15 protein-coding genes are annotated in these 18,400 nt (G+C 69.8%); 8 read left to right on the top strand and 7 right to left on the bottom strand.

The features are described from left to right. Positions 1–2: 2 nt before the first annotated feature. Positions 3–2,714 (top strand): hypothetical protein, encoded by a 2,712-nt coding sequence (locus QWY76_RS10605; protein WP_290311156.1) that lies wholly within the window; start codon positions 3–5, stop codon positions 2,712–2,714. Here QWY76_RS10605 and QWY76_RS10600 read toward each other — a convergent pair. Beyond that, on the bottom strand, positions 2,617–3,117 hold the full coding sequence (locus QWY76_RS10600) for a nucleoside deaminase (protein ID WP_290311155.1): 501 nt from the start codon (positions 3,115–3,117) through the stop codon (positions 2,617–2,619). The genes QWY76_RS10605 and QWY76_RS10600 overlap by 98 nt on opposite strands. Positions 3,118–3,513: 396 nt before the next feature. On the opposite strand from QWY76_RS10600, the gene QWY76_RS10595 reads away from it, so the two are divergent. Then, the gene (locus QWY76_RS10595; protein WP_290311154.1) at positions 3,514–4,341 is read left to right on the top strand and encodes a hypothetical protein; all 828 of its coding nucleotides are present in this window, start codon (positions 3,514–3,516) and stop codon (positions 4,339–4,341) included. 5 nt (positions 4,342–4,346) lie between these two features. Here QWY76_RS10595 and QWY76_RS10590 read toward each other — a convergent pair whose 3' ends face one another. The 4 genes from QWY76_RS10590 to QWY76_RS10570 all read right to left on the bottom strand — a co-directional run bounded on the left by QWY76_RS10590 (position 4,347) and on the right by QWY76_RS10570 (position 8,263). After that, entirely contained in the window at positions 4,347–4,985 is a 639-nt protein-coding gene (locus tag QWY76_RS10590) for a response regulator transcription factor (RefSeq protein ID WP_290311153.1), read from the bottom strand. Positions 4,986–5,379: 394 nt separating this feature from the next. Continuing rightward, positions 5,380–6,984 (bottom strand): PAS domain-containing sensor histidine kinase, encoded by a 1,605-nt coding sequence (locus QWY76_RS10580; protein WP_290311152.1) that lies wholly within the window; start codon positions 6,982–6,984, stop codon positions 5,380–5,382. After that, the gene (locus QWY76_RS10575; RefSeq protein ID WP_290311150.1) at positions 6,984–7,646 is read right to left on the bottom strand and encodes a 2OG-Fe(II) oxygenase; all 663 of its coding nucleotides are present in this window, start codon (positions 7,644–7,646) and stop codon (positions 6,984–6,986) included. The genes QWY76_RS10580 and QWY76_RS10575 overlap by 1 nt, the downstream gene beginning before the upstream one ends. Continuing rightward, positions 7,643–8,263, bottom strand: coding sequence for a CoA pyrophosphatase (locus tag QWY76_RS10570; protein ID WP_290311149.1), 621 nt, complete (start codon positions 8,261–8,263; stop codon positions 7,643–7,645). Before QWY76_RS10570 ends, QWY76_RS10575 begins: the two co-directional genes overlap by 4 nt. A gap of 93 nt (positions 8,264–8,356) precedes the next feature. Here QWY76_RS10570 and QWY76_RS10565 point away from each other — a divergent pair, with 93 nt between their 5' ends. Then, positions 8,357–8,914, top strand: a complete 558-nt coding sequence (locus QWY76_RS10565; RefSeq protein WP_290311148.1) for an NUDIX hydrolase — start codon at positions 8,357–8,359, stop codon at positions 8,912–8,914. A 60-nt stretch (positions 8,915–8,974) separates the two neighbouring features. On the opposite strand, the gene QWY76_RS10560 is transcribed toward QWY76_RS10565, so the two are convergent. Then, complete coding sequence (locus QWY76_RS10560) at positions 8,975–9,286, bottom strand: YqfO family protein (RefSeq protein ID WP_290311147.1); 312 nt, start codon at positions 9,284–9,286, stop codon at positions 8,975–8,977. Positions 9,287–9,507: 221 nt separating this feature from the next. Here QWY76_RS10560 and QWY76_RS10555 point away from each other — a divergent pair, with 221 nt between their 5' ends. Together QWY76_RS10555 and QWY76_RS10550 are read left to right on the top strand one after the other, a co-directional pair. Then, complete coding sequence (locus QWY76_RS10555; RefSeq protein ID WP_290311146.1) at positions 9,508–10,014, top strand: fasciclin domain-containing protein; 507 nt, start codon at positions 9,508–9,510, stop codon at positions 10,012–10,014. A gap of 160 nt (positions 10,015–10,174) precedes the next feature. Beyond that, positions 10,175–11,014: a fructosamine kinase family protein gene (locus QWY76_RS10550; RefSeq protein ID WP_290311145.1), complete on the top strand. Its 840-nt coding sequence runs from the start codon at positions 10,175–10,177 to the stop codon at positions 11,012–11,014. Between the two features lie 226 nt (positions 11,015–11,240). On the opposite strand, the gene QWY76_RS10545 is transcribed toward QWY76_RS10550, so the two are convergent. Beyond that, complete coding sequence (locus tag QWY76_RS10545) at positions 11,241–12,161, bottom strand: alpha/beta fold hydrolase (RefSeq protein WP_290311144.1); 921 nt, start codon at positions 12,159–12,161, stop codon at positions 11,241–11,243. Positions 12,162–12,327: 166 nt separating this feature from the next. On the opposite strand from QWY76_RS10545, the gene QWY76_RS10540 reads away from it, so the two are divergent. From QWY76_RS10540 to QWY76_RS10530, 3 genes are all read left to right on the top strand, one after another. Further along, entirely contained in the window at positions 12,328–13,809 is a 1,482-nt protein-coding gene (locus QWY76_RS10540) for a TolC family outer membrane protein (RefSeq protein WP_290311143.1), read from the top strand. 105 nt (positions 13,810–13,914) lie between these two features. Beyond that, positions 13,915–15,168, top strand: coding sequence for an efflux RND transporter periplasmic adaptor subunit (locus tag QWY76_RS10535; RefSeq protein WP_290311142.1), 1,254 nt, complete (start codon positions 13,915–13,917; stop codon positions 15,166–15,168). Next, complete coding sequence (locus QWY76_RS10530; protein ID WP_290311141.1) at positions 15,165–18,347, top strand: efflux RND transporter permease subunit; 3,183 nt, start codon at positions 15,165–15,167, stop codon at positions 18,345–18,347. Before QWY76_RS10535 ends, QWY76_RS10530 begins: the two co-directional genes overlap by 4 nt. The last annotated feature ends 53 nt before the right edge of the window (positions 18,348–18,400 follow it).

Genomic DNA, 18,400 nt, shown 5'->3' with positions numbered 1-18,400 from the left:
CCATGTCCAGTCTCGAGTTCGACGATATCCAGGGCATCGTCCTCAGCGGCTACGGGGAGTTGCCCCATGCCGCCTTCCTGATACTGCACTTCGGCGAGCCGGCGGCGGCCCGGGAGTGGCTGGGGACGATGGCGCAACGGGTCGCCACCGGCGACGCGGGGCGGCCCGTCAGGGATGACGGGCGGTTGCAGCTGGCCTTCAGCTGGCCGGGGCTGGCCCATCTGGAGCTGTCCTGGCAGGCCCTGAAGGGGTTTTCCCGGGAGTTCCGCGAGGGGCTCGCCGGTTCCCCGCGACGCAGCCGGGTACTGGGCGACTGCGGGGAGAGCGCGCCCTCCGGCTGGCGCTGGGGGCGGCCCGATGCGCCGGCCATCCACGCCCTGCTGATGGTCTACGGGGCGACCCCGCGCAGCCTCGCGGCCCTGGTCGCCAGGCAGCGCGAGAGCCTGGCGGCGGCCGGCATCCGCGTGCTCGAGACCCTGGAGAGCCAGCCCCTGCCGGGCGCCAAGGAACACTTCGGCTTCCGCGACGGCATCTCCCAGCCCAAGCTGGCCGGGGTCAGCAGCAGCCAGGATCCTCGTCACCGGGTGGCGGCGGGAGAGTTCGTGCTCGGCTATCCCAACGAGCGCGGCCAGTACACCGCCCGTCCCCTGGTGTCGCCCATCGAGGACCCGCACGACCTGCTGCCGGAGGTGGCCGGCGGCGAGGCCCGCGACCTGGGGCGCAACGGCAGTTACCTGGTGTTCCGCCAGCTGAGCCAGGATGTTCATGGCTTCTGGTCCTGGCTCGATGGCCAGGCCCCGGGCAGCGAGGCGCGCCGCGCCCTGGCGGCGAAGATGGTGGGGCGCTGGCCGGACGGAACGCCGCTGGTCGACTCCCCGGAGGGCGAGACCGGCGCCACGCAGGCCAACGCCTTCGGCTATCACCACGAGGACCCGGAGGGGCTGAAGTGCCCGCTGGGCGCCCATGTGCGGCGCACCAACCCCCGCGACATGCTGCCGCCCAAGCCCGGCAGCCAGGACTCGCTGGCCATCAACCGCCGTCATCGGCTGCTGCGTCGCGGCCGCGTCTATGGCCCGCCCCTGGCCGAGAGCCTGGCGCCGGACGACCTGCTGGCCGCCAGCGACGACGGCGTCGAGCGGGGATTGCTGTTCCTCTGCGTCAACGCCGATATCAGCCGCCAGTTCGAGTTCGTGCAGCAGACCTGGGTCAACAACGCCAACTTCGCCGGCCTGCACGCCGACACCGATCCGCTGATCGGGCCGCGCGGCGCGGGGCGCGAGACCTTCACCGTGCCCGACGCGCCGCTGCGTCGACGCCATCACGGCCTGCCGCGCTTCGTTCGGGTACGCGGTGGCGCCTATTTCTTCCTGCCGGGACGCCGGGCACTGCGCTATCTGGCCGAGCCTCCCCTCGGCCTGACGACCGCGACCAGCGCCCCCGCGGCCCCCGCCACGCTGCTGCCGGATAGCTGGTGGCTGCGCGCCGGGCGGGTCTTCAACCGGGCGGTAGAGCAGGGCATCGTGCTGACGCGGCGTTGCACGACGCTGCGCAACGGCCTCGATCGCCTGGTCCAGCAGCCGGCCACCGAGCTTCTGCAGGCGAGCATCCGCCGGCGTCGGCAACGCCTGGGCCTCGACGCCGACCTGGCCATCGCCGAGGAGCGCATCCTGCCCGGGGAGGCCGAGGTCACCCGGCGCATCAGCGAACGGATGAGCGCCTTCCTGCTGCGCACCTACCGGCATGGCACCGCCGAGCGGGCCGGCAACACCAAGACCTATGGCCTGCTCGAGGCCGAGTTCGAGGTACTGGCGCTGCCGCCGGCCCTGCGCTGCGGCCTGTTCGCGGCGCCGGGGCGCTACCAAGCCTGGGTGCGCTTCGGCGGGCCGGGGCCGCGGGTCACGCCGGACATCCGCAACAACGGCGTGCTCAGCCTGGGGGTCAAGGTGACCGGCGTCCCGGGGGAGACCCTGCTCGACGACGAGGCCCACACCCAGGACTTCTCGGCGATCAGTTCGCCCACCTTCACCACGCCCGACGTCTACGAGAATGCCAAGTTGCAGCGCCTGATCGGGGCGGGGATGCCGGTGTGGTACTTCCTCAACCCCTTCGATTCCCACTACCGGGACATGCTGTTGCAGGCGCTCTACGCCAAGGCCCACGGCAGTCCCTTGGAGGCCGACTACTGGAGCTGCGTGCCCTACCTGTTCGGCGAGGGCCGGGCGATCAAGTATCGGTTCGTGCCGATGCTGGCCGGGCGCACGCCCGTGCCCTTGCCGGCGCCGGACGACTACCTGCGGGAGGCCATGCAGCGCACGCTCGCCTCGGTCGAGGAGGTGGTCTTCGAGATGCGCATCCAGTGCCAGGAAGATCCGGTGACCATGCCCATCGAGGATGCCTCGGTGATCTGGACCTCGCCGGAGATCCCGGTGGCGACCCTGCGCATCCCGGCACAGGCCTTCGCCACCCCGGAGCGGGAGCGCCTGGCCCGCGAGCTGACCATCAATCCCTGGCATGCCTTGCCCGACCACCGGCCGCTGGGCAACCAGAACCGCGCCCGTCGGGAGATCTACCAGGCGACCTCCCGGGTGCGACAGCGCATCAATGGCGAGACCCACTTCATTCCCGATGCGGAGGCGTCGCGTCGGCGCCGTGAAGACGCGCATGCAGGCTGTGGACGCGCTGGTCGAGTCCCGACACGGGGCCGTCCACCCTGACCCCGGGCACGATCCGCTGGATCGGCAAGGGCGCCACCGGGGGAGGGGCGACACCCATGGCGCTCAGCCAGTCGACGAGCTGTTCGGCGGAACTGGCGTAGACGATGCGCCCCAGCCCCACCCAGCCGTGGGCGGCGGCACACATCGGGCAGTGCTCGCCGGAGGTGTAGACCGTGGCCGCGGCGCGCTCCTCGGGGCTCAGGTGCTCGGCGGCCCAGCGCGCGATGGCGAACTCGGGGTGACGGGTGGCGTCCCCGCCGGCTATGCGGTTGCGATCCTCGAACAGCACCCGGCCGTCGGCAGCCACCAGCAGCGAGCCGAAGGGCGCGTCGCCGGCCTCCAGCGCCTCCTCGGCCAGCCGCACGCAGCGTTCGAGATGGGGCATGTCGTCGTCGTGGATCATCGTCCTGTCGCCTCTCGGGGTGTCTCGTGTCCGGTCAGTCTAGCCCCCCGGCACGGTACTCGGGGAGAGGCGCCGGGCCCGGCCGGAACCGGCTCGACCGGCCACGATCTGTGCTAGCTTCAAGGTCAACGGCCGGTTCCATGCCTCGCCTGGGCCATACCGGTCGGGAGGACAGGGCACGGTTGGCAGGCGATGCGTTCGCCGTGGACTGTGACGACGTGAATCCCCGCTACGCTGCCGTGCGAGGCCCTAGCCGCGTCTGTTCCGGGGGGAAGCCCGGCGAACCGGGAGCCGTCTTGGTGCCTCTCCTCGCCGCCCTGCCGTCGGGCCCCGTCCTTGCCGAGGCCCCGGCGCGTCGCATGACCATTCTCGAGGAGGGGTGACCCGGGAGGTTGCATGTCGCTATCACTGACCCAGGCACTGCGCGATGAATATGTCCGCCTCTTCGAGACCTGTCGGGTTCGACCGGAGCGCAACCGGAGCATCGCGCAAGCGGTGGATCGGCTGGTGGAGAATCGCGAGCGCTACCGTGACGTCGCGGCCCGCCAGGGCGTGCCCTGGGCCTTCGTGGGACTCGTCCACCAGATGGAGGCTGGTGGTGACTTCGGCTGCCATCTGCATAACGGTGACCCGCTCCTGGCGCGAACCGTGCACGTGCCGGCGGGACGACCGAGGCGAGGATCCCCGCCCTTCACCTGGGAGGAGAGTGCGGTCGACGCCCTGGCCATGAAGCGGCTCAACCGGCACACCGACTGGAGCCTGCCCGGCCTGCTCTATCAGTTCGAGAAGTACAACGGCTGGGGCTATCGACGCTTCCATCCCGGGGTGCTGTCGCCCTACCTGTGGAGCTTCTCCGAGCACTATGATCGGGGCAAGTACGTCGCCGACGGGCGCTGGTCGGATACCGCCGTGTCGCGCCAGGCCGGCGCCGCGGTGATCCTCCGGCGCATGGCGGAAACCGGAGTGGTGGCCTTCGACGAGGGGCCGGTGCCCCGGGAAGGGGCGGCACCGCTGGTGCCGCGCTACGCGATGCGGCGCTCCTCTAAGGCCGAGACGCTGGCCGGCGTGGAAGCCCTGCAGCAATGGTTGAACAGCTTCCCCAGCCTGTTCGTCAAGGTGGACGGGGTGGCCGGGCCGCGTACCTCGATGGCCTTCCGCTTTGCCACCGGCCACTACCTTCCCGGCGATCCGCGCAGCGACGATCCGCGCAGCGAGGCGAATTGACCGGCTCAGCCGTCGGGCAATGGCGGCACCAGTCCCAGGGCCGTGACCATGCGCACCAGTTCTGCCAGGTTGGCGGCCCCCAATGCCTTCATGGCCCGCAAGCGATAGATCTCCACGGTCTTGGCGCTGATCGCCAGGTGCTCGGCGATCTCCCGGCTGGTCATGCCGTCCGCCACATGGATCAGGATCTCGCGCTCCTTGGGGCGCAGGGCGTCGAAGCGGGCCTGCAGGGCCTCGAGTCGTGCCCGCTCGTGGCGGTGTCGCCGGTGCTCGACCAGCGCCTGCTGGACGATGTCGATCAGTTGCTGGTGGTTGAAGGGCTTCTCGATGAAGTCGAAGGCGCCTGCCTTGAGCGCCGTGACGGCCATGGGCACGTCGCCATGCCCGGTCATGAAGATGATCGGGGTATCGTCGCCGCGCTCGCGCAACCGCTGCTGGACCTGAAGCCCGCTGAGCCCGGGCATGCGGACGTCGAGCAGGATGGCGTCGTGGGCCGCGGGATCGGCGGCCAGGAAGGCCTCGCCATCGCCATAGGCCAGGGTCGCGAGACCCACCGACTCGAGCAGCCAGGCCAGCGACTCGCGAAGGGCCTGGTCATCGTCGACCACGGCGATGCAGGACGGTCGGCTGGCGGACTCGGTCACGCGGGGCTCCGGCGAGGCTGGGTGGGGTGGGGCAACCTGGAGCGGCAGTGTAGCGCCTCGCGCCTGTCCGGGCCATCTCGGCCGCGCCGGTCCTGCGAGGCTGGAGGAGGTGATCGCGACGCCCGCCTGCCGAGGTGGTCATCATCATTGCCTCGGCGGGACCCTGCTGACGATCGCCGCGGCGGCCAAGGCCCGGGACGGCGACGACCGGCTGGCGACCCTCATCACCCTGGCGACCCAGCGGGACTTCCCCGAGGCAGACGAGCTGATGCTGTTCATCGGCGAGAGCGAGGTCTCCTTTCACGGTGGCCCCGCCGCGGCTCGGCGGCGATCGCTACCCGCCCCTCGACGCGGCGCCCGGCCGCTTCGTGCGGATGTCCTGAGCCGCGACGGCTCAGCCGCGGGGCGAGGTGCCCTCGGCCCGCAGGGTGGCGTCGAAACGGGCGCCGCCCGATTCGGCTGGCGGGGCCAGGGCCAGGCCGCCGCCCATGGCCTCCATCAGCGAGTGGCTGATGGCCAGCCCCATGCCCAGGCCATCGTGGCGCCCGGAGTGGAAGGGCGTGAAGAGGCGCTTCCGGTCCGCCTCGGCCACCCCGGGACCGCGGTCGCTGACCGTCATGACGACCTCGCGAGGCCCGCTGCGTCGGGCCGCGATCGCCACCCGATCCGCCCCGGGATGCCCGCGGCTGGCCTCCAGGGCGTTGAGCAGCAGGTTGACCAGCACCTGTTCGAGGGCGATGGGGTCGGCGAGGACTCGCGGAAGGTCCTTGGGCAGTGCCGGGTCCAGCGCCACGCCGGCCTGCTGGAACTGCCACGCGCAGAGCCGGCAGGCCCCCGTCACGGCCTCGCCCAGCGCCATCGGACGGCTGCGGGTCTGGCCCTTGCGCACATAGGAGCGGATATGGCGCAGCCGCTCGGCGAGCCCCGACACCTGCGCGTTGATGCGCTCGAGGGGCAGGCCGAGGTCGGCGGCCGGCGCGTCGGGGGCCGTGCGCAGCTTGATCAGCGCGCCGCTGGCATAGTTGGCGATGGTCGCCAGCGGCTGGTTGAGTTCGTGGGCGATATTGGAGGCCAACTCGCCGGTGGTGGCCAGGCGATTGGCATGGGCGATCTGCGCCTGGTGGCGGCGGGCCTGGGCCTCGGCGGCCTTGCGCAGGCCGATGTCCCGGTTGAGCAGCGACAGGTGGCCGGGCACGGCACCGGGGCCCCGGTGGGCCAGCACCACGCTGAGCACCGGCAGGGTTCCCCGGCGGCCGCGCATCGAAAGCTCGCCGCTCCAGGAGCCGTCGCGGGCCACGGCGGGCAGCACGATATCCCGCAACTCGGCAAGCGAGGCCTCGGTATAGGCGTCGGCGAGGCTGGCCCCGCCGTCCCCGCCGTCCCCGCCGTCCGCGGCGGGCAGGGCGAGCCGTCGCCGGGCGGCCTCGTTGGAGTCGAACAGGCGCTCGGCGTCGTCGGCGAAGAGCACGTAGTCGGTGGTGGATTCCACCACCCGGGCCAGGCGCTCGCGGTTGGCCTCGGCGCGCAGGCGTCGCCCCACGTCCCGTGACACGCAGAGGATATCCAGCAGCTCGCCGGTCCCGGAGTCGCGGCGGGTGCGACTGGTGGTCTCGAACCACACGTAGCGACCGTCCCGGGCGCGGAAGCGATAGGTGTACTGGTAGAAGCCGTCTTGGTGGTAGACCCGGGGCGACTTGTTGAGCAGGTCGGCGAGGTCGGCCGGGTGGAAGAGGTCGTAGGCACAGACGCCGATCAGCGCCTCGGGGGCATAGCCGAGCAGGTCCCGGGACGCCCCGGAGGCATAGAGGAAGGTGCCGTCCCGGGCATGGCGCGAGATCAGGTCGGTGGTGCTGTCGGCCAGCCAGCGATAGTGGCGCTTCTCGTTGTCGAGGGCCGCGTTGCGGGCCTCGAGCTCGGCGTTGCGGGCCTCGAGCTCGGCGTTGCGGGCCTCGAGCGCCGCCAGGCGCGCCTCCAGTCGGCGGGTCCGGTCGTCCGCCATCAATGGGCCGGATCCACCATGCCGCCGAGGGAGGCATTGCGCCGGAACCAGCCGGCGATGCTGGCGCGGGACCGCCGGGTCGGCAGAACCTCATGGGGCACGCTATCGGAGAGAAAGCAGGCGAAGGTGCCGGCCTCGGGGCGCACCCGGGCCACCTCGCGCTGCGGATCGTGCGGGGCGAAGATCACCATCTCGCCACCGGCGTCCAGGGGCCAGTCGGGATTGAGGTAGCCGACGGTGGAGATCACCCGGTTGGCCCGGCCGCGGAAGCTGTCCAGGTGGCGACGGTAGAAGGCGCCCGGCGGGTACTGGGCGAAGTGCGCCTCGTACTCGAACAGGCCCAGGAACAGGGCCTGGTTCAGCGCCTGCTGCAGCTCACCCATGGCCTCCAGGTAGCGGCGTTGGCCCAGGCTCTCGCGGTCGAGCCAGCGAATGGCGTCACCCCGGATGTCGCGTCGCAGGTGATGCGCGGTGCCGCGGCCGATGCCGGCGGCCTCCAGGGCGTCGCGTCGGGCCATCTCGGCCAACTCGTCGAACAGTGGCCGGTGCAGGGTCTCGGGCAGGAAGCCTTCGCCGACGTACCAGCCGCGGTCGACCAAGGCATCGACCAGTTCGGCCAAACGGGACTCGGGGAGCAGGGCAGGGGAGACGCTTTCGTTCATCGATCGAGCAGCCGGCGTTCGGGGTGGTAGCGGAGTTCGCCGGCCGGGCGGGCGAAGAGGCTGATCGGCATGCCCCAGCCCTCGGCCAGCAGTTCCACCAGCATCATCGACGACAGGCCCCAGATGACATGGCCGTCGCGGCGATAGCTGGGCACATAGTAGTCACGCCCCTCGACCCGGATCACGTCGGTGTGGGTGCGACGATCCTCGAGGAAGTGCGCCAACGGGACCTCGAAGATGGCATCCAGCTCGCGGCGGTCCGGGACCAGGGGCAGGTCGGGCGGGATCACACCCACATAGGGCGTGACCTTCAGCCCATGCAGCGAGAGCACGTCTGAGAGTCGGCCAAGCACCTCGACCCGGGACGCTGGCAGGGCGATCTCCTCCTCGGACTCGCGCAGGGCGGTGGCCAGCAGGTCGTCATCCTGATCCTCGCGCTTGCCGCCGGGGAAGGCCACCTGGCCGCTGTGGGTGGAGAGATGGGCGGCGCGGCGGGTGAAGAGCAGCGTCGGCTCGGGGCGTGCCACCAAGGGCATCAGCACGGCCGCCTGGGGCAGGTCGAATCGCAACCGCCGTGGCGCATGCGCTTGCAGGCGCTCGCGAAGTTTCTCTAACATGGTGCTTCCGTCGGGTTTCATTCCATTTACCCAGTCGCCGTGAGCGGCGTCAAGTCCGGGCCATGGCCTGTCGACAGCCTGTCAGGGAGCCACATGAACTTCTGCAGCCATTGCGGCCAGCCGGTCAGTTTCGCGATTCCGGACGGCGACGATCGACCGCGGTATCTCTGCGCGGCCTGCGGCACCATCCATTACCAGAACCCGCGCATCGTCGCCGGCACCCTGCCGATCCTCGGCTCCCGGGTGCTGCTGTGCCGTCGGGCGATCGCGCCGCGCAAGGGCTACTGGACCCTGCCGGCGGGGTTCATGGAGAACGCCGAGACCACCGTGGAGGCGGCGATTCGGGAGACCCGCGAGGAGGCCCTGGCCGACGTGGCGATCCATGACCTCTACACGCTGATCAACCTGCCGCACATCAACCAGGTGTTCATGATCTTTCGCGCCGACCTCGCCGGCGACTTCGGGGCCGGCCCGGAAAGCCTCGAGGTCGCGCTGTTCGAGGAACACGAGGTGCCCTGGGATTCGCTCGCCTTCCCCACCATCGAGCGCACCTTGCACCACTTCTTCGCCGACCGCGCCGGCGGCGACTACCCGCTGCACATCAGCGACATCACCCCGGAAGACCGCGAGCGCTACTTCGGCTCGGCCTGAGCCGACCGGGACGCTGCGCCCCTCGGCAGGAGGGGCGGACGGGCCGCCAGGCCCGGCGTCCTAGACCGTCGCCAGCGACCAGACGTCGTAGGCCGGCTCCTCGTAGGGGTGGGCCAGCCTGAGGGCGGCCACCGCCTCGCGGAGCAAGGCATCCTCGCAGACCAGCTCCACCTTGAGTTCCTCCACCGTCTCCAGCTCGCCGACCCGGCCGATATGCGGCTGGGCGCCCGCCAGCGGGCGAAACTGGCCGGTGCCTGGCGTCTGGAAGCAGCAGGCCTCGTAGTCGCCGATACGCCCGGCGCCGGTGGCGAAGACGGCCTCCTTCACCCGCTCGGCAGCGTCGGCGGGCACGAAGAACGCAAGCTTGTACATGGTGAGGCTCCTTCCCGGGGATGTCCCCCCGTTGTGCCATAACCCGGCTCCGCCGTCAGCCCCGGAGAGCCGGGCGATCGGTCGTGACAAATAATTATTGTGCATACATTGTACATTGACTAGATTTTGTACAGCTTAAGACGGCGACGGTCTCGCCGTCAGGTAAGCGCCACGCCCAGCGCTGGTCATGCGCAGGCGATATCCCCAGAGGAGTGAGCTACATGAACGCTATCACCACCCACGCCCCGCAATGGATCGGTACCGGCCTGATGGGCCTGATGCTGGCCGGCAGTGTCCAGGCCGACAGCCACGGCATGGCCAAGGACATCGTCGATACCGCCGCGGCCGCCGGCCAGTTCGAGACCCTGGTCGCGGCCGTCCAGGCCGCCGACCTGGTCGACACCCTCAAGGGTGAAGGCCCCTTCACCGTCTTCGCGCCCACCGATGATGCCTTCGCGGCCCTGCCGGACGGGACCGTCGACGACCTGCTCAAGCCCGAGAACCAGCAGACCCTGCAAGCCATTCTCACCTACCACGTGGTGCCCGGGACGGTCATGGCCGAGGACGCCATGGCGGCCGACAGTGCCACCACGGTGCAGGGGCAGGATCTCACCATCACCACCATGGATGGCCAGCTGATGGTCGACGACGCCACCGTCATCCAGACCGATATCGAGGCCAGCAACGGGGTCATCCATGTGATCGACAGCGTGCTGATGCCCGAGTGAAGGTCCTCATCCCCTGCGGGTGTCTCGTCTAACCCCCTTGCCGTCCAGCCGGGCGGCTTTTTTTATCGCGCCGTCTCAGGCTGCCCTCCCGGGGCGGGATTTTGACAACGGCAAGGCGAGGAGGGGAGCCTTGGGTCATCGCCCAACGGGAGGACGGAGCATGCACCGGGAACTCGAGCGCCTGATGGAGCGCATCGGCCTGACGCCCCTCGGGGAGCCGACGGCCCTGGCGGGAGGCGACATCGCCGCGGTGTTCCGGTTGGAGACCGATCAGGGCGCGGTGGTGATCAAGCGGGATGCCGCCGAGCGGCTGGCCGGGGAGGCGGAAGGATTGACGGCGCTGCGAGAGGCCGTGACCCGGCTGGTGGTGCCGGAAGTGCTCGGCCGGGAGGGCGAGTGGCTGGTGATGGAGGCCCTCGCCCCCCGCCGACGGGCGTCGGGAGGTGAGGTCGCCTTGGGCGAGGGGCTGCGGGAGCTGCATGCGGTGGCCGGGGGGGCGCATGGCTGGCATCGGGACAATGCCTGCGGCACCACGCCCCAGCCCAACGCGCCTCTCGTCGATGGCCGGACCTTCCAGCGAGAGCGGCGGCTGCTGCCGCTGGCCCGGGCCTGCCATGACCGGGGGCTGCTCGACCAGCGGCTGCGGGTACGCCTGGAGGCCCTGGCGGAGGGGCTGGAGACGTGGTTGCCGGATGCCCCGGCGAGCCTGGTCCACGGCGATCTCTGGTCCGGCAATGTGCTGTATACCGAGCGGGGGCCGGCCATCATCGACCCGGCGGTCTACCGCCATTATCCCGAGGTGGACCTGGCCATGCTGACCCTGTTCGGCGCCCCGTCCGAGGCCTTCTTCGCGGCCTACTGGAACGGCGCGGCCCCGGAGGACTGGCCGCGGCACGAGGCCCTCTTTCAGCTCTATCCGCTGCTCAACCACCTGCTACTGTTCGGGGGCAGCTATCGGGGTGCCGTGGAGCGAACGCTGGACCGGCTGGCCAGGGGCTGAGTCATCGCCGCAAGCGGGGCCGGGGATGAGCGTCGTGCCGACGCTCGGCCACGTTCCGGGCGGCCGGCACCCGTCGATCGTGCCTCCTCCTGTTGCCCCAGGCAAGACCGGTGAATCAGGGGGTTGAGTGGCTCGAGGAGCTCTCCGGAGGGCCGTGCATGCCGGCATGATTGTGCCGTCGCGGGGCCAGGCCGGCCGACCCGGGCGCCCCGTGGGGCGAGGGCGCTCAGGCCCTGCCGCCGAGCTGGCGCAGCCAGCGACGTCCACGCCGCCACCATCCGGCCAGCGGCGTCACGGCATGCGGCAGGGCGGGCGAGGCGGACAGGAAGTCATCGATCGGCCCCACCTGGCGGGGCCGATCGAGCATGGGGGCATGGCCACAGCCGGGAACCTCGAGGCTGACCAGGCCGGGCTGGCTGTCGCCCATGCGGCTCACGCTCTCGGCGCTCAGCAGCGGTGAGCTCTCGCCGCGTACCACCATCAGCGGGCAGCGGATCGCCTGCCAGTCGGCCCAGGTGTCCCGGGGGGTGTCATGGACGAATTGCTCGCCGATGCGCGGATCATAGTGATAGGTCCAGCTGCCGTCGGGGAGTCGGCGGGCGCTGGACAGGGCCAGGCGTCGCCAGGCGTCGTCGCCCTCGATGCCGAAGCCGGCATAGTGGCGGCGCAGCTCCGCCTCGAGTTCGCTGAAGCGACAGAAGCGGTGGGGAACACCGAAATAGGCGCCCAACGCGGCCAGGCCGTCGGGGTCGAGTTCCGGACCGACATCATTGAGTACCAGGCGTTCGATGCGCCCCGCGGTGGCCGGCTCGGCGGCCAGCAGCATGCCCAGCAGGCCACCCATGGACGTGCCGACCCAGGGCACCCGCTCCAGGCCGAAGTGATCCAGCAGCGCAACTGCTATTGTCATGTAGTGCGAATACAGATAGTCGTGTGACGGATACAGCGACCAGCTGGACAGTCCCCGCCCCGGGGTATCGGGCGCCAGGACCCGCCAGCCGGGGCCGAGCTCCCGGGCGAAGTCGGCGAAGTCGCCGCCGTGGCGGGCCAGTCCATGCCAGGCGATGACGGTTCGCGGGGCCTGCGGGTGCCAGATGCGCACCGCCACCTCCAGCTCCCTGACCCGCAGCAGTGTCAGTGCGTCCATTTCGCGCTCTCCCGGGTTCGACTATGCTGCAAAGCAGCATAGCGGATTCGCCAACAACTGCCGAGGGCCGCGAAAAATTTCACGCGGCTTGCATGGTTGACGATGGATTGCCGCCATAAACATGCGACAATGAATGTATACTCCTATCGACACAAGGAACTTGCCGATGATGCCGTTTCGTTCGGTGCTTCCGGGCTCTGCTCCCCGCCCGGGGGCGCGGGCCCTGCTACCGCTGCCGCTGCTGGTGGCCTCGCTGATGGCGGCGCCGGCCCAGGCGGCCGACCTGCTGACCATCACCCGCGATGCCCTCGACAACAATGCCGAGCTGGCCTCGGCGCGCGCCCAGTTCTACGGCGTGGAAGCCGGCCGCGACGTCGAGCGCGGCGACCTCTTGCCCCAGGTCAATGCCTCGGGCCAGCTGGCCCACAACCGCGAGTACCAGAGCCAGGCCTCGCCGCTGCTCTCGCAGCTTGGCATCGACTCTGAGACGGGAGGCGACAACTACAACAGTGGCACCCTGACCCTGGAGGCCACGCAGGCCCTCTTCGATGCCCGCAATGGCGCCGAGGTGGAGCAGGCCGACCGCCAGATCGACCAGCAGACCTACCAGTTGGCCGCCACCGAGCAGCAGGTGCTGATCGACGTGGCATCGGCCTATTTCGATATCCTGCGTGCCCACGAGATCCTCGAGGCGCGGCGGGCCCAGGAGCGGGCCATCGGGCGTCAGCTCGAGCAGGCCCGCGAGCAGTTCGATGTGGGGCTGATCGCCATCACCGAGGTGGAAGAGGCCCAGGCGAGTTTCGATCAGTCCCGGGCCGAGCGGATCGCCGCGGAGAGCGACCTGCAGGTCAGCTTCGAGGCCCTCGAGCGTCTCACCGGCCAGCGCTACCAGAGCATCGAATCGCTCAAGGAGGCCATGCCGGTAACACCGCCCGAACCCGCCCGTCGCGATGCCTGGGTGGAGACGGCGCTGGACAACAACCCGCTGGTGCTGGCCAGCCAGGCCGGTATCGAGGTGTCGCGCAGTGGCGTGGACATCGCCCAGGCGCAGCGCCTGCCGGTGGTCGAGGCCTTCGCCAACTACAACTACAGCGACGATGATCGCGACAGCGTGGGGGGGTACAACTCCGCCAGCCAGGTCGGCGTCGGGGTGAGTCTGCCGCTGTATACCGGGGGGCGCACCACGGCGAGCATCCGGCAGCGTTCCTATGCGCTGGAGGCCAGCCAGTATGACTTCGAGTCCCAGCGCCGCGACACCGTCCAGCAGGTGCGTTCGCTGTTCACCCAGGTCAGCAACGACGTGACCACGGTGGAGGCCCGTGCCCAGGCCATCGTCTCCAACCAGAGCGCCCTGGATGCCACCCGGGCCGGCTACGAGGTCGGAACCCGCAACATCGTCGATGTGCTCAACGCCGAACAGAACCTCTACGATGCCATCGCCGACCATGCCGACGCCCGCTTCAGCTACGTGACCAACCTGCTCACCCTGCGCCAGCAATCGGGCACCCTGAATGTCGAGGCCATCGAGCAGATCAATACCTGGCTCGACGAGGAACAGGGGGTGTCCTTCACCCTGCCCGAGGAGGGCGAGGGGAATCGCTATGATGCGGCGCTGGAGATCGGGGAGCCTCCAAGCCCCGGCGAATGACGCAGCGGTCATCCGACATACAATCGTGGATGTATGGTTTACATTCACGGCTGTATGCGTGTAGTCTCTGTCGACTTCTTGATGCGCTCAACGGGATAGCAAGGCATGAAAACGATCATCCAGAGTGGCCGGGCCGGCCTGCTGGCGCTGGCCTCGAGCCTGTTGCTGGCCGCCTGTGGCCAGGAAGAGGTCCCGCAACAACAGGCCGGCGGAGGGGATGCCCCGCCCCGGCCCATGCAGGTGATGGAGGCGGTGCGCCAGGACATTCCCCTGGACAAGTCCTATCCCGCCAAGCTGCGCAGCGAGAACGAGGTGACCCTGGTGGCCCGGGTGGACGGCTTCCTGGAGGCCAGGCACTTCGAGCCGGGGGCGTTGGTGGAGCAGGGCGATAGCCTGTATTCCATCGAGCCCGACCTCTACCAGTCCGTGGTGGCCCAGCGCGAGGCCGACCTGGAGAGTGCCAAGGCCGAGCTGGTGCGGGCCCAGCGCGATGCCAACCGCTTCGCGAGCCTGCTGCGCCAGAACTCGGTGAGCCGTCAGGACTATGACCAGGCCCTGGCGGACCAGAGCGTGGCGCGGGCCACGGTGGCCCAGGCGGAGGCCGCCCTGGCCAATGCCCGGATCGACCTCGGCTATGCCGATGTCACCGCCCCGGTGGACGGCATGATCGGCCTGAGCCAGGTGAACGTCGGCAACCTGGTGACCGCGGGCACCGAGCTTGCCACCATCACGCCCCTGGATCCGCTCGAAGTGCGCTTCCAGCTGCCCCAGCAGGATGCCTTCGCGCTGCGTCGCCAGCTGGATGATCAGGCGATCACCGACATCGGTGCCCGACTGGAGCTGCCCGCCGACGGCGGCAGCCTGACGGGCCACCTGGACTTCCTCGGCTCACGGGTCGACGAGTCCACCAGCACCGTCCAGGCCAAGGCGACCTTCGCCAATCCCGAGGCGCGGGTGCTGCCCGGCCAGTTCGTGCGCGTGCAGCTCGAGGGCATGAAGCGCTTCGACGTCATGGCGGTGCCCGAGATCGCCCTGACCCAGGGGCTGATGGGCCCCCAGGTCTTCGTGCTCGACGAGGATGACAAGGCCAGGGCACGCACCGTGCAGCTCGGCGAGATCGCCGGTCCCTGGCAGCTCCTGCGCGATGGCCTCGAGAGCGGCGATCGGGTCGTGGTGAGCGACCCCGCGGGCCTGCAGCCCGGCACGGCCATCGCGCCCCAGGCCTTCGACGGCAACGCGGAGGCGCTGATGGCCCAGCAGACCGCAGCCGGCCCGGGGCAGGCAGGCGCGTCCGCGACGGATGGGGCGAACGGTGACGCCTCCGCGGCCGGTTCGGGCGACGGGGACGGCGGGCAATGAACTTCTCCAACTTCTTCATCAAGCGGCCGATCTTCGCCTCGGTGCTGGCCATCATCCTGACGCTGATCGGGCTGATGAGCATGCGGGTGCTGCCCATCGAGCAGTACCCGAGCGTGGTGCCGCCCACGGTCTCGGTCAACGCCACCTTCCCGGGGGCCGACGCCGAGACCGTGGCCCAGACCGTGGCCGCGCCCCTGGCCGAGGCCATCAACGGCGTCGAGGACATGCTCTACATGTCCTCGACCAGTGCCGACAATGGCTCGATGCAGCTGGAGGTGGCCTTCAATATCGGCACCGACGGCGACATCAACACCATCAACGTCAACAACCGGGTGCAGGGCGCGCTGTCCCAGCTGCCCGAGGCGGTGCAGGACCAGGGCGTGACCGTGGAGCTGAGCTCCAGCTCGATCCTGATGCTGGTCTCGCTGATCTCCCCCGAGGGCGACTACGACCGCACCTACCTGCAGAACTACGCGACCCTCAACGTCCTGGACGAGTTGCGCCAGGTCCCCGGGGTCGGCGACGCCGAGGTGCTGGGGGGCGGCGAGTTCGCCATGCGGGTGTGGATGAACCCGGACAAGCTGGCCCAGTACGACCTGACCCCCGCCGAGGTCGCCGCGGCGATCCGCGCCCAGAGCACCGAGGTGCCGGCGGGCAACCTGGCGGCCACGCCCCAGTCGGACCCGCGGGCCTTCACCTACACCATCACCGCCGGCGGTCGGCTGTCGAGCACCGACGACTTCCGCGAGATCTTCCTGCGTACCAATCCCGATGGCTCGGCGCTGCGCCTGGGCGATGTGGCGCGCATCGAGCTGGGGGCGTCGTTCTACGGGATCGAGGCGCGCCTGAACGGCGGCACCATGGCACCGATCATCATCAACCAGCAGCCCGGGGCGAACGCCCTGGAGACCGCCAGGGCGGTCGAGGCCGCCATGGACGAGCTGGCCGGCCGTTTCCCGCCGGGGCTCGAGTACGTGGTGCCCTATGACACCACCCAGTTCATCGATGCCTCGGTGGAGACGGTCATCCACACCTTCATCGAGGCCTTCCTGATCGTCGGCGTCATCCTGTTCATCTTCCTGCAGAACTGGCGCTTCACGGTGATCGCCATGTCGGTGGTGCCGGTCTCGGTGCTGGCGACCTTCGCCGGCTTCTTCGCCTTCGGTTTCACCATCAACCTGCTGACGCTGTTCGCCCTGGTGCTGTCCATCGGCATCGTGGTCGACGATGCCATCCTGGTGGTGGAGAACGTGGAGCGGGTGCTCGGCGAGGACGAGGAGATCACCGTCCGCCAGGCGACCGTGCAGGCCATGCGCGAGGTGGGCGGACCGGTCATCGCCACCTCGCTGATCATGGCGGCGGTGTTCGTGCCGGTCGCCTTCCTGGGCGGCTTCACCGGGCAGATCTACCAGCAGTTCGCGCTGACCATCGCCATCTCGGTGGCCTTCTCGGCGCTGATGGCCCTGACCTTCACCCCGGCGCTCTCGGCGATCTTCATCAAGCGCAAGTGGCACCAGACCTCCACGGCCGTCGGCCGGGCGCTGGGCACCCCGCTGCGACTGTTCGACCGCCTGTTCGCGGGCATCACCGCGGTCTACATGTGGATCGTCAAGGCGCTGGTGCGTTTCTGGGGGCTGGCGCTGCTGCTCACCGCCCTGGTGGGCGGCGCTTCCTGGTGGCTCTACCAGAGCACGCCCTCGACCCTGGTGCCGGAGACCGACCAGGGCATCGTGCTGGCCGCCGTGCAGCTGCCGGATTCCGCCTCCCTGTCGCGCACCCGGGACTACATGGGCCGGCTCAGCGCGGCCATCGAGGAGATCCCCGGGGTCAAGTATTCCTCGGCGGTCGCCGGCTACGACATCCTGTCGAGCTCGGTGAACACGGCCCGGGGCATCATCTTCGTCAACATGGACCCCTGGGAGGAGCGGACGCTGACCGCCTCCGGCCTGGTCGGTCGCATCATGCAGCTCGGCGCCCAGCTCGAGGGCGGCTCGGCCATGGCCTTCAACATGCCGCCGATCATGGGCCTGTCGACCACCGGCGGTTTCACCGGCTACCTGCAGTCCTTCGAGGGCGCCACGCCCCAGGAGCTGTACCAGGCCTCGCTGAAGGTGATGCAGGCGGCCGGCCAGCATCCCGCGCTGAATCAGGTGTTCACCACCTTCAACGTCAACGTGCCTTCCTTCCGCGCCGAGATCGACCGGCAGAAGGCGCTCAGCTACGGGGTCTCCCTGGAGGATTTGAACGACACCCTGTCGAGCACCTTCGGCAACGGCTTCGTCAACTACTTCAACTACCAGAGCCGCAACTTCCAGGTCTACCTGCAGAACGAGGACGAGTTCCGCAAGACGCCGGACGACGTGGCCAGTATCTATGTGCGCGGCGGCAACGGCGAGCGCATCCCGCTCTCCGAGTTCGTGAGCCTGGAGCGCCAGGCGGCACCGGCGGTGGTCACGCGCTTCGGTGTCTATACCGGGGCCCAGTTCCAGGGCGGTCCCGCCCCGGGCTATAGCTCCGGGCAGGCGATCGCCGCCATGCAGGAGATCGTCGCGGAGCAGCTCGGTGACGGCTGGGGCATGGGCTGGACCGGCACCGCCTATCAGGAGAGCCAGGCGGGCAGCGCGGCGACCCTGGCCATCGTCTTCGGCCTGCTGATGGTGTTCCTGATCCTCGCGGCGCAGTACGAGAGCTGGTCGTTGCCGCTGGCGGTGCTGACCGCCACCCCCTTCGCCTTCCTGGGTGGGGTCGGCGGCATCTTCCTGCGCGGCCTCGATACCAGCGTCTACGTGCAGATCGGCATGCTGGTGGTGGTGGGCCTGGCGGCCAAGAACGCCATCCTGATCGTCGAGTTCGCCGAGCTGCAGCGTCGCGAGATGGGGCGGTCGATCCGCGAGGCCGCGGTGACGGCGGCGGAGCTGCGCTTCCGGCCGATCGTCATGACCTCCCTGGCGTTCATCTTCGGCACCCTGCCGCTGGCGTTGGCCACCGGGGCGAGCGACACCAGCAGCCACCATATCGGCACCACGGTGGCGGTGGGCATGGCCTCGGTGGCGGTGCTCGGCAGCCTCTTCGTGCCGACCTTCTACGCCATGATCGCCGCGGTCTCCGACTGGCTGAGGCGCAAGACCCGCCCGGCCGACCGGCAGGCCGAGCCGGCACCGGCCCACGACGCGCCCTGACCCTGCGACGGCGGCCGGCGGGCATCGTCTCCCCGGGGGGCGGTGCCCGTTGG

This window comes from Halomonas maura (assembly GCF_030409305.1).
Lineage (GTDB): Bacteria > Pseudomonadota > Gammaproteobacteria > Pseudomonadales > Halomonadaceae > Halomonas > Halomonas maura.
The sequence above is the reverse complement of the archived record's forward strand: the minus strand, read 5'-3'. Positions and strand labels throughout refer to the sequence as shown.

What these genes read in the sequence shown, in the direction of transcription:
- QWY76_RS10605 (WP_290311156.1), top strand. Translation starts at nt 3, where the DNA reads ATGTCCAGTCTCGAGTTCGACGATATCCAGGGCATCGTCCTCAGCGGC.
- QWY76_RS10600 (WP_290311155.1), bottom strand. Translation starts at nt 3,117, where the DNA reads ATGATCCACGACGACGACATGCCCCATCTCGAACGCTGCGTGCGGCTG.
- QWY76_RS10595 (WP_290311154.1), top strand. Translation starts at nt 3,514, where the DNA reads ATGTCGCTATCACTGACCCAGGCACTGCGCGATGAATATGTCCGCCTC.
- QWY76_RS10580 (WP_290311152.1), bottom strand. Translation starts at nt 6,984, where the DNA reads ATGGCGGACGACCGGACCCGCCGACTGGAGGCGCGCCTGGCGGCGCTC.
- QWY76_RS10575 (WP_290311150.1), bottom strand. Translation starts at nt 7,646, where the DNA reads ATGAACGAAAGCGTCTCCCCTGCCCTGCTCCCCGAGTCCCGTTTGGCC.
- QWY76_RS10570 (WP_290311149.1), bottom strand. Translation starts at nt 8,263, where the DNA reads ATGTTAGAGAAACTTCGCGAGCGCCTGCAAGCGCATGCGCCACGGCGG.
- QWY76_RS10565 (WP_290311148.1), top strand. Translation starts at nt 8,357, where the DNA reads ATGAACTTCTGCAGCCATTGCGGCCAGCCGGTCAGTTTCGCGATTCCG.
- QWY76_RS10560 (WP_290311147.1), bottom strand. Translation starts at nt 9,286, where the DNA reads ATGTACAAGCTTGCGTTCTTCGTGCCCGCCGACGCTGCCGAGCGGGTG.
- QWY76_RS10555 (WP_290311146.1), top strand. Translation starts at nt 9,508, where the DNA reads ATGAACGCTATCACCACCCACGCCCCGCAATGGATCGGTACCGGCCTG.
- QWY76_RS10550 (WP_290311145.1), top strand. Translation starts at nt 10,175, where the DNA reads ATGCACCGGGAACTCGAGCGCCTGATGGAGCGCATCGGCCTGACGCCC.
- QWY76_RS10545 (WP_290311144.1), bottom strand. Translation starts at nt 12,161, where the DNA reads ATGGACGCACTGACACTGCTGCGGGTCAGGGAGCTGGAGGTGGCGGTG.
- QWY76_RS10540 (WP_290311143.1), top strand. Translation starts at nt 12,328, where the DNA reads ATGATGCCGTTTCGTTCGGTGCTTCCGGGCTCTGCTCCCCGCCCGGGG.
- QWY76_RS10535 (WP_290311142.1), top strand. Translation starts at nt 13,915, where the DNA reads ATGAAAACGATCATCCAGAGTGGCCGGGCCGGCCTGCTGGCGCTGGCC.
- QWY76_RS10530 (WP_290311141.1), top strand. Translation starts at nt 15,165, where the DNA reads ATGAACTTCTCCAACTTCTTCATCAAGCGGCCGATCTTCGCCTCGGTG.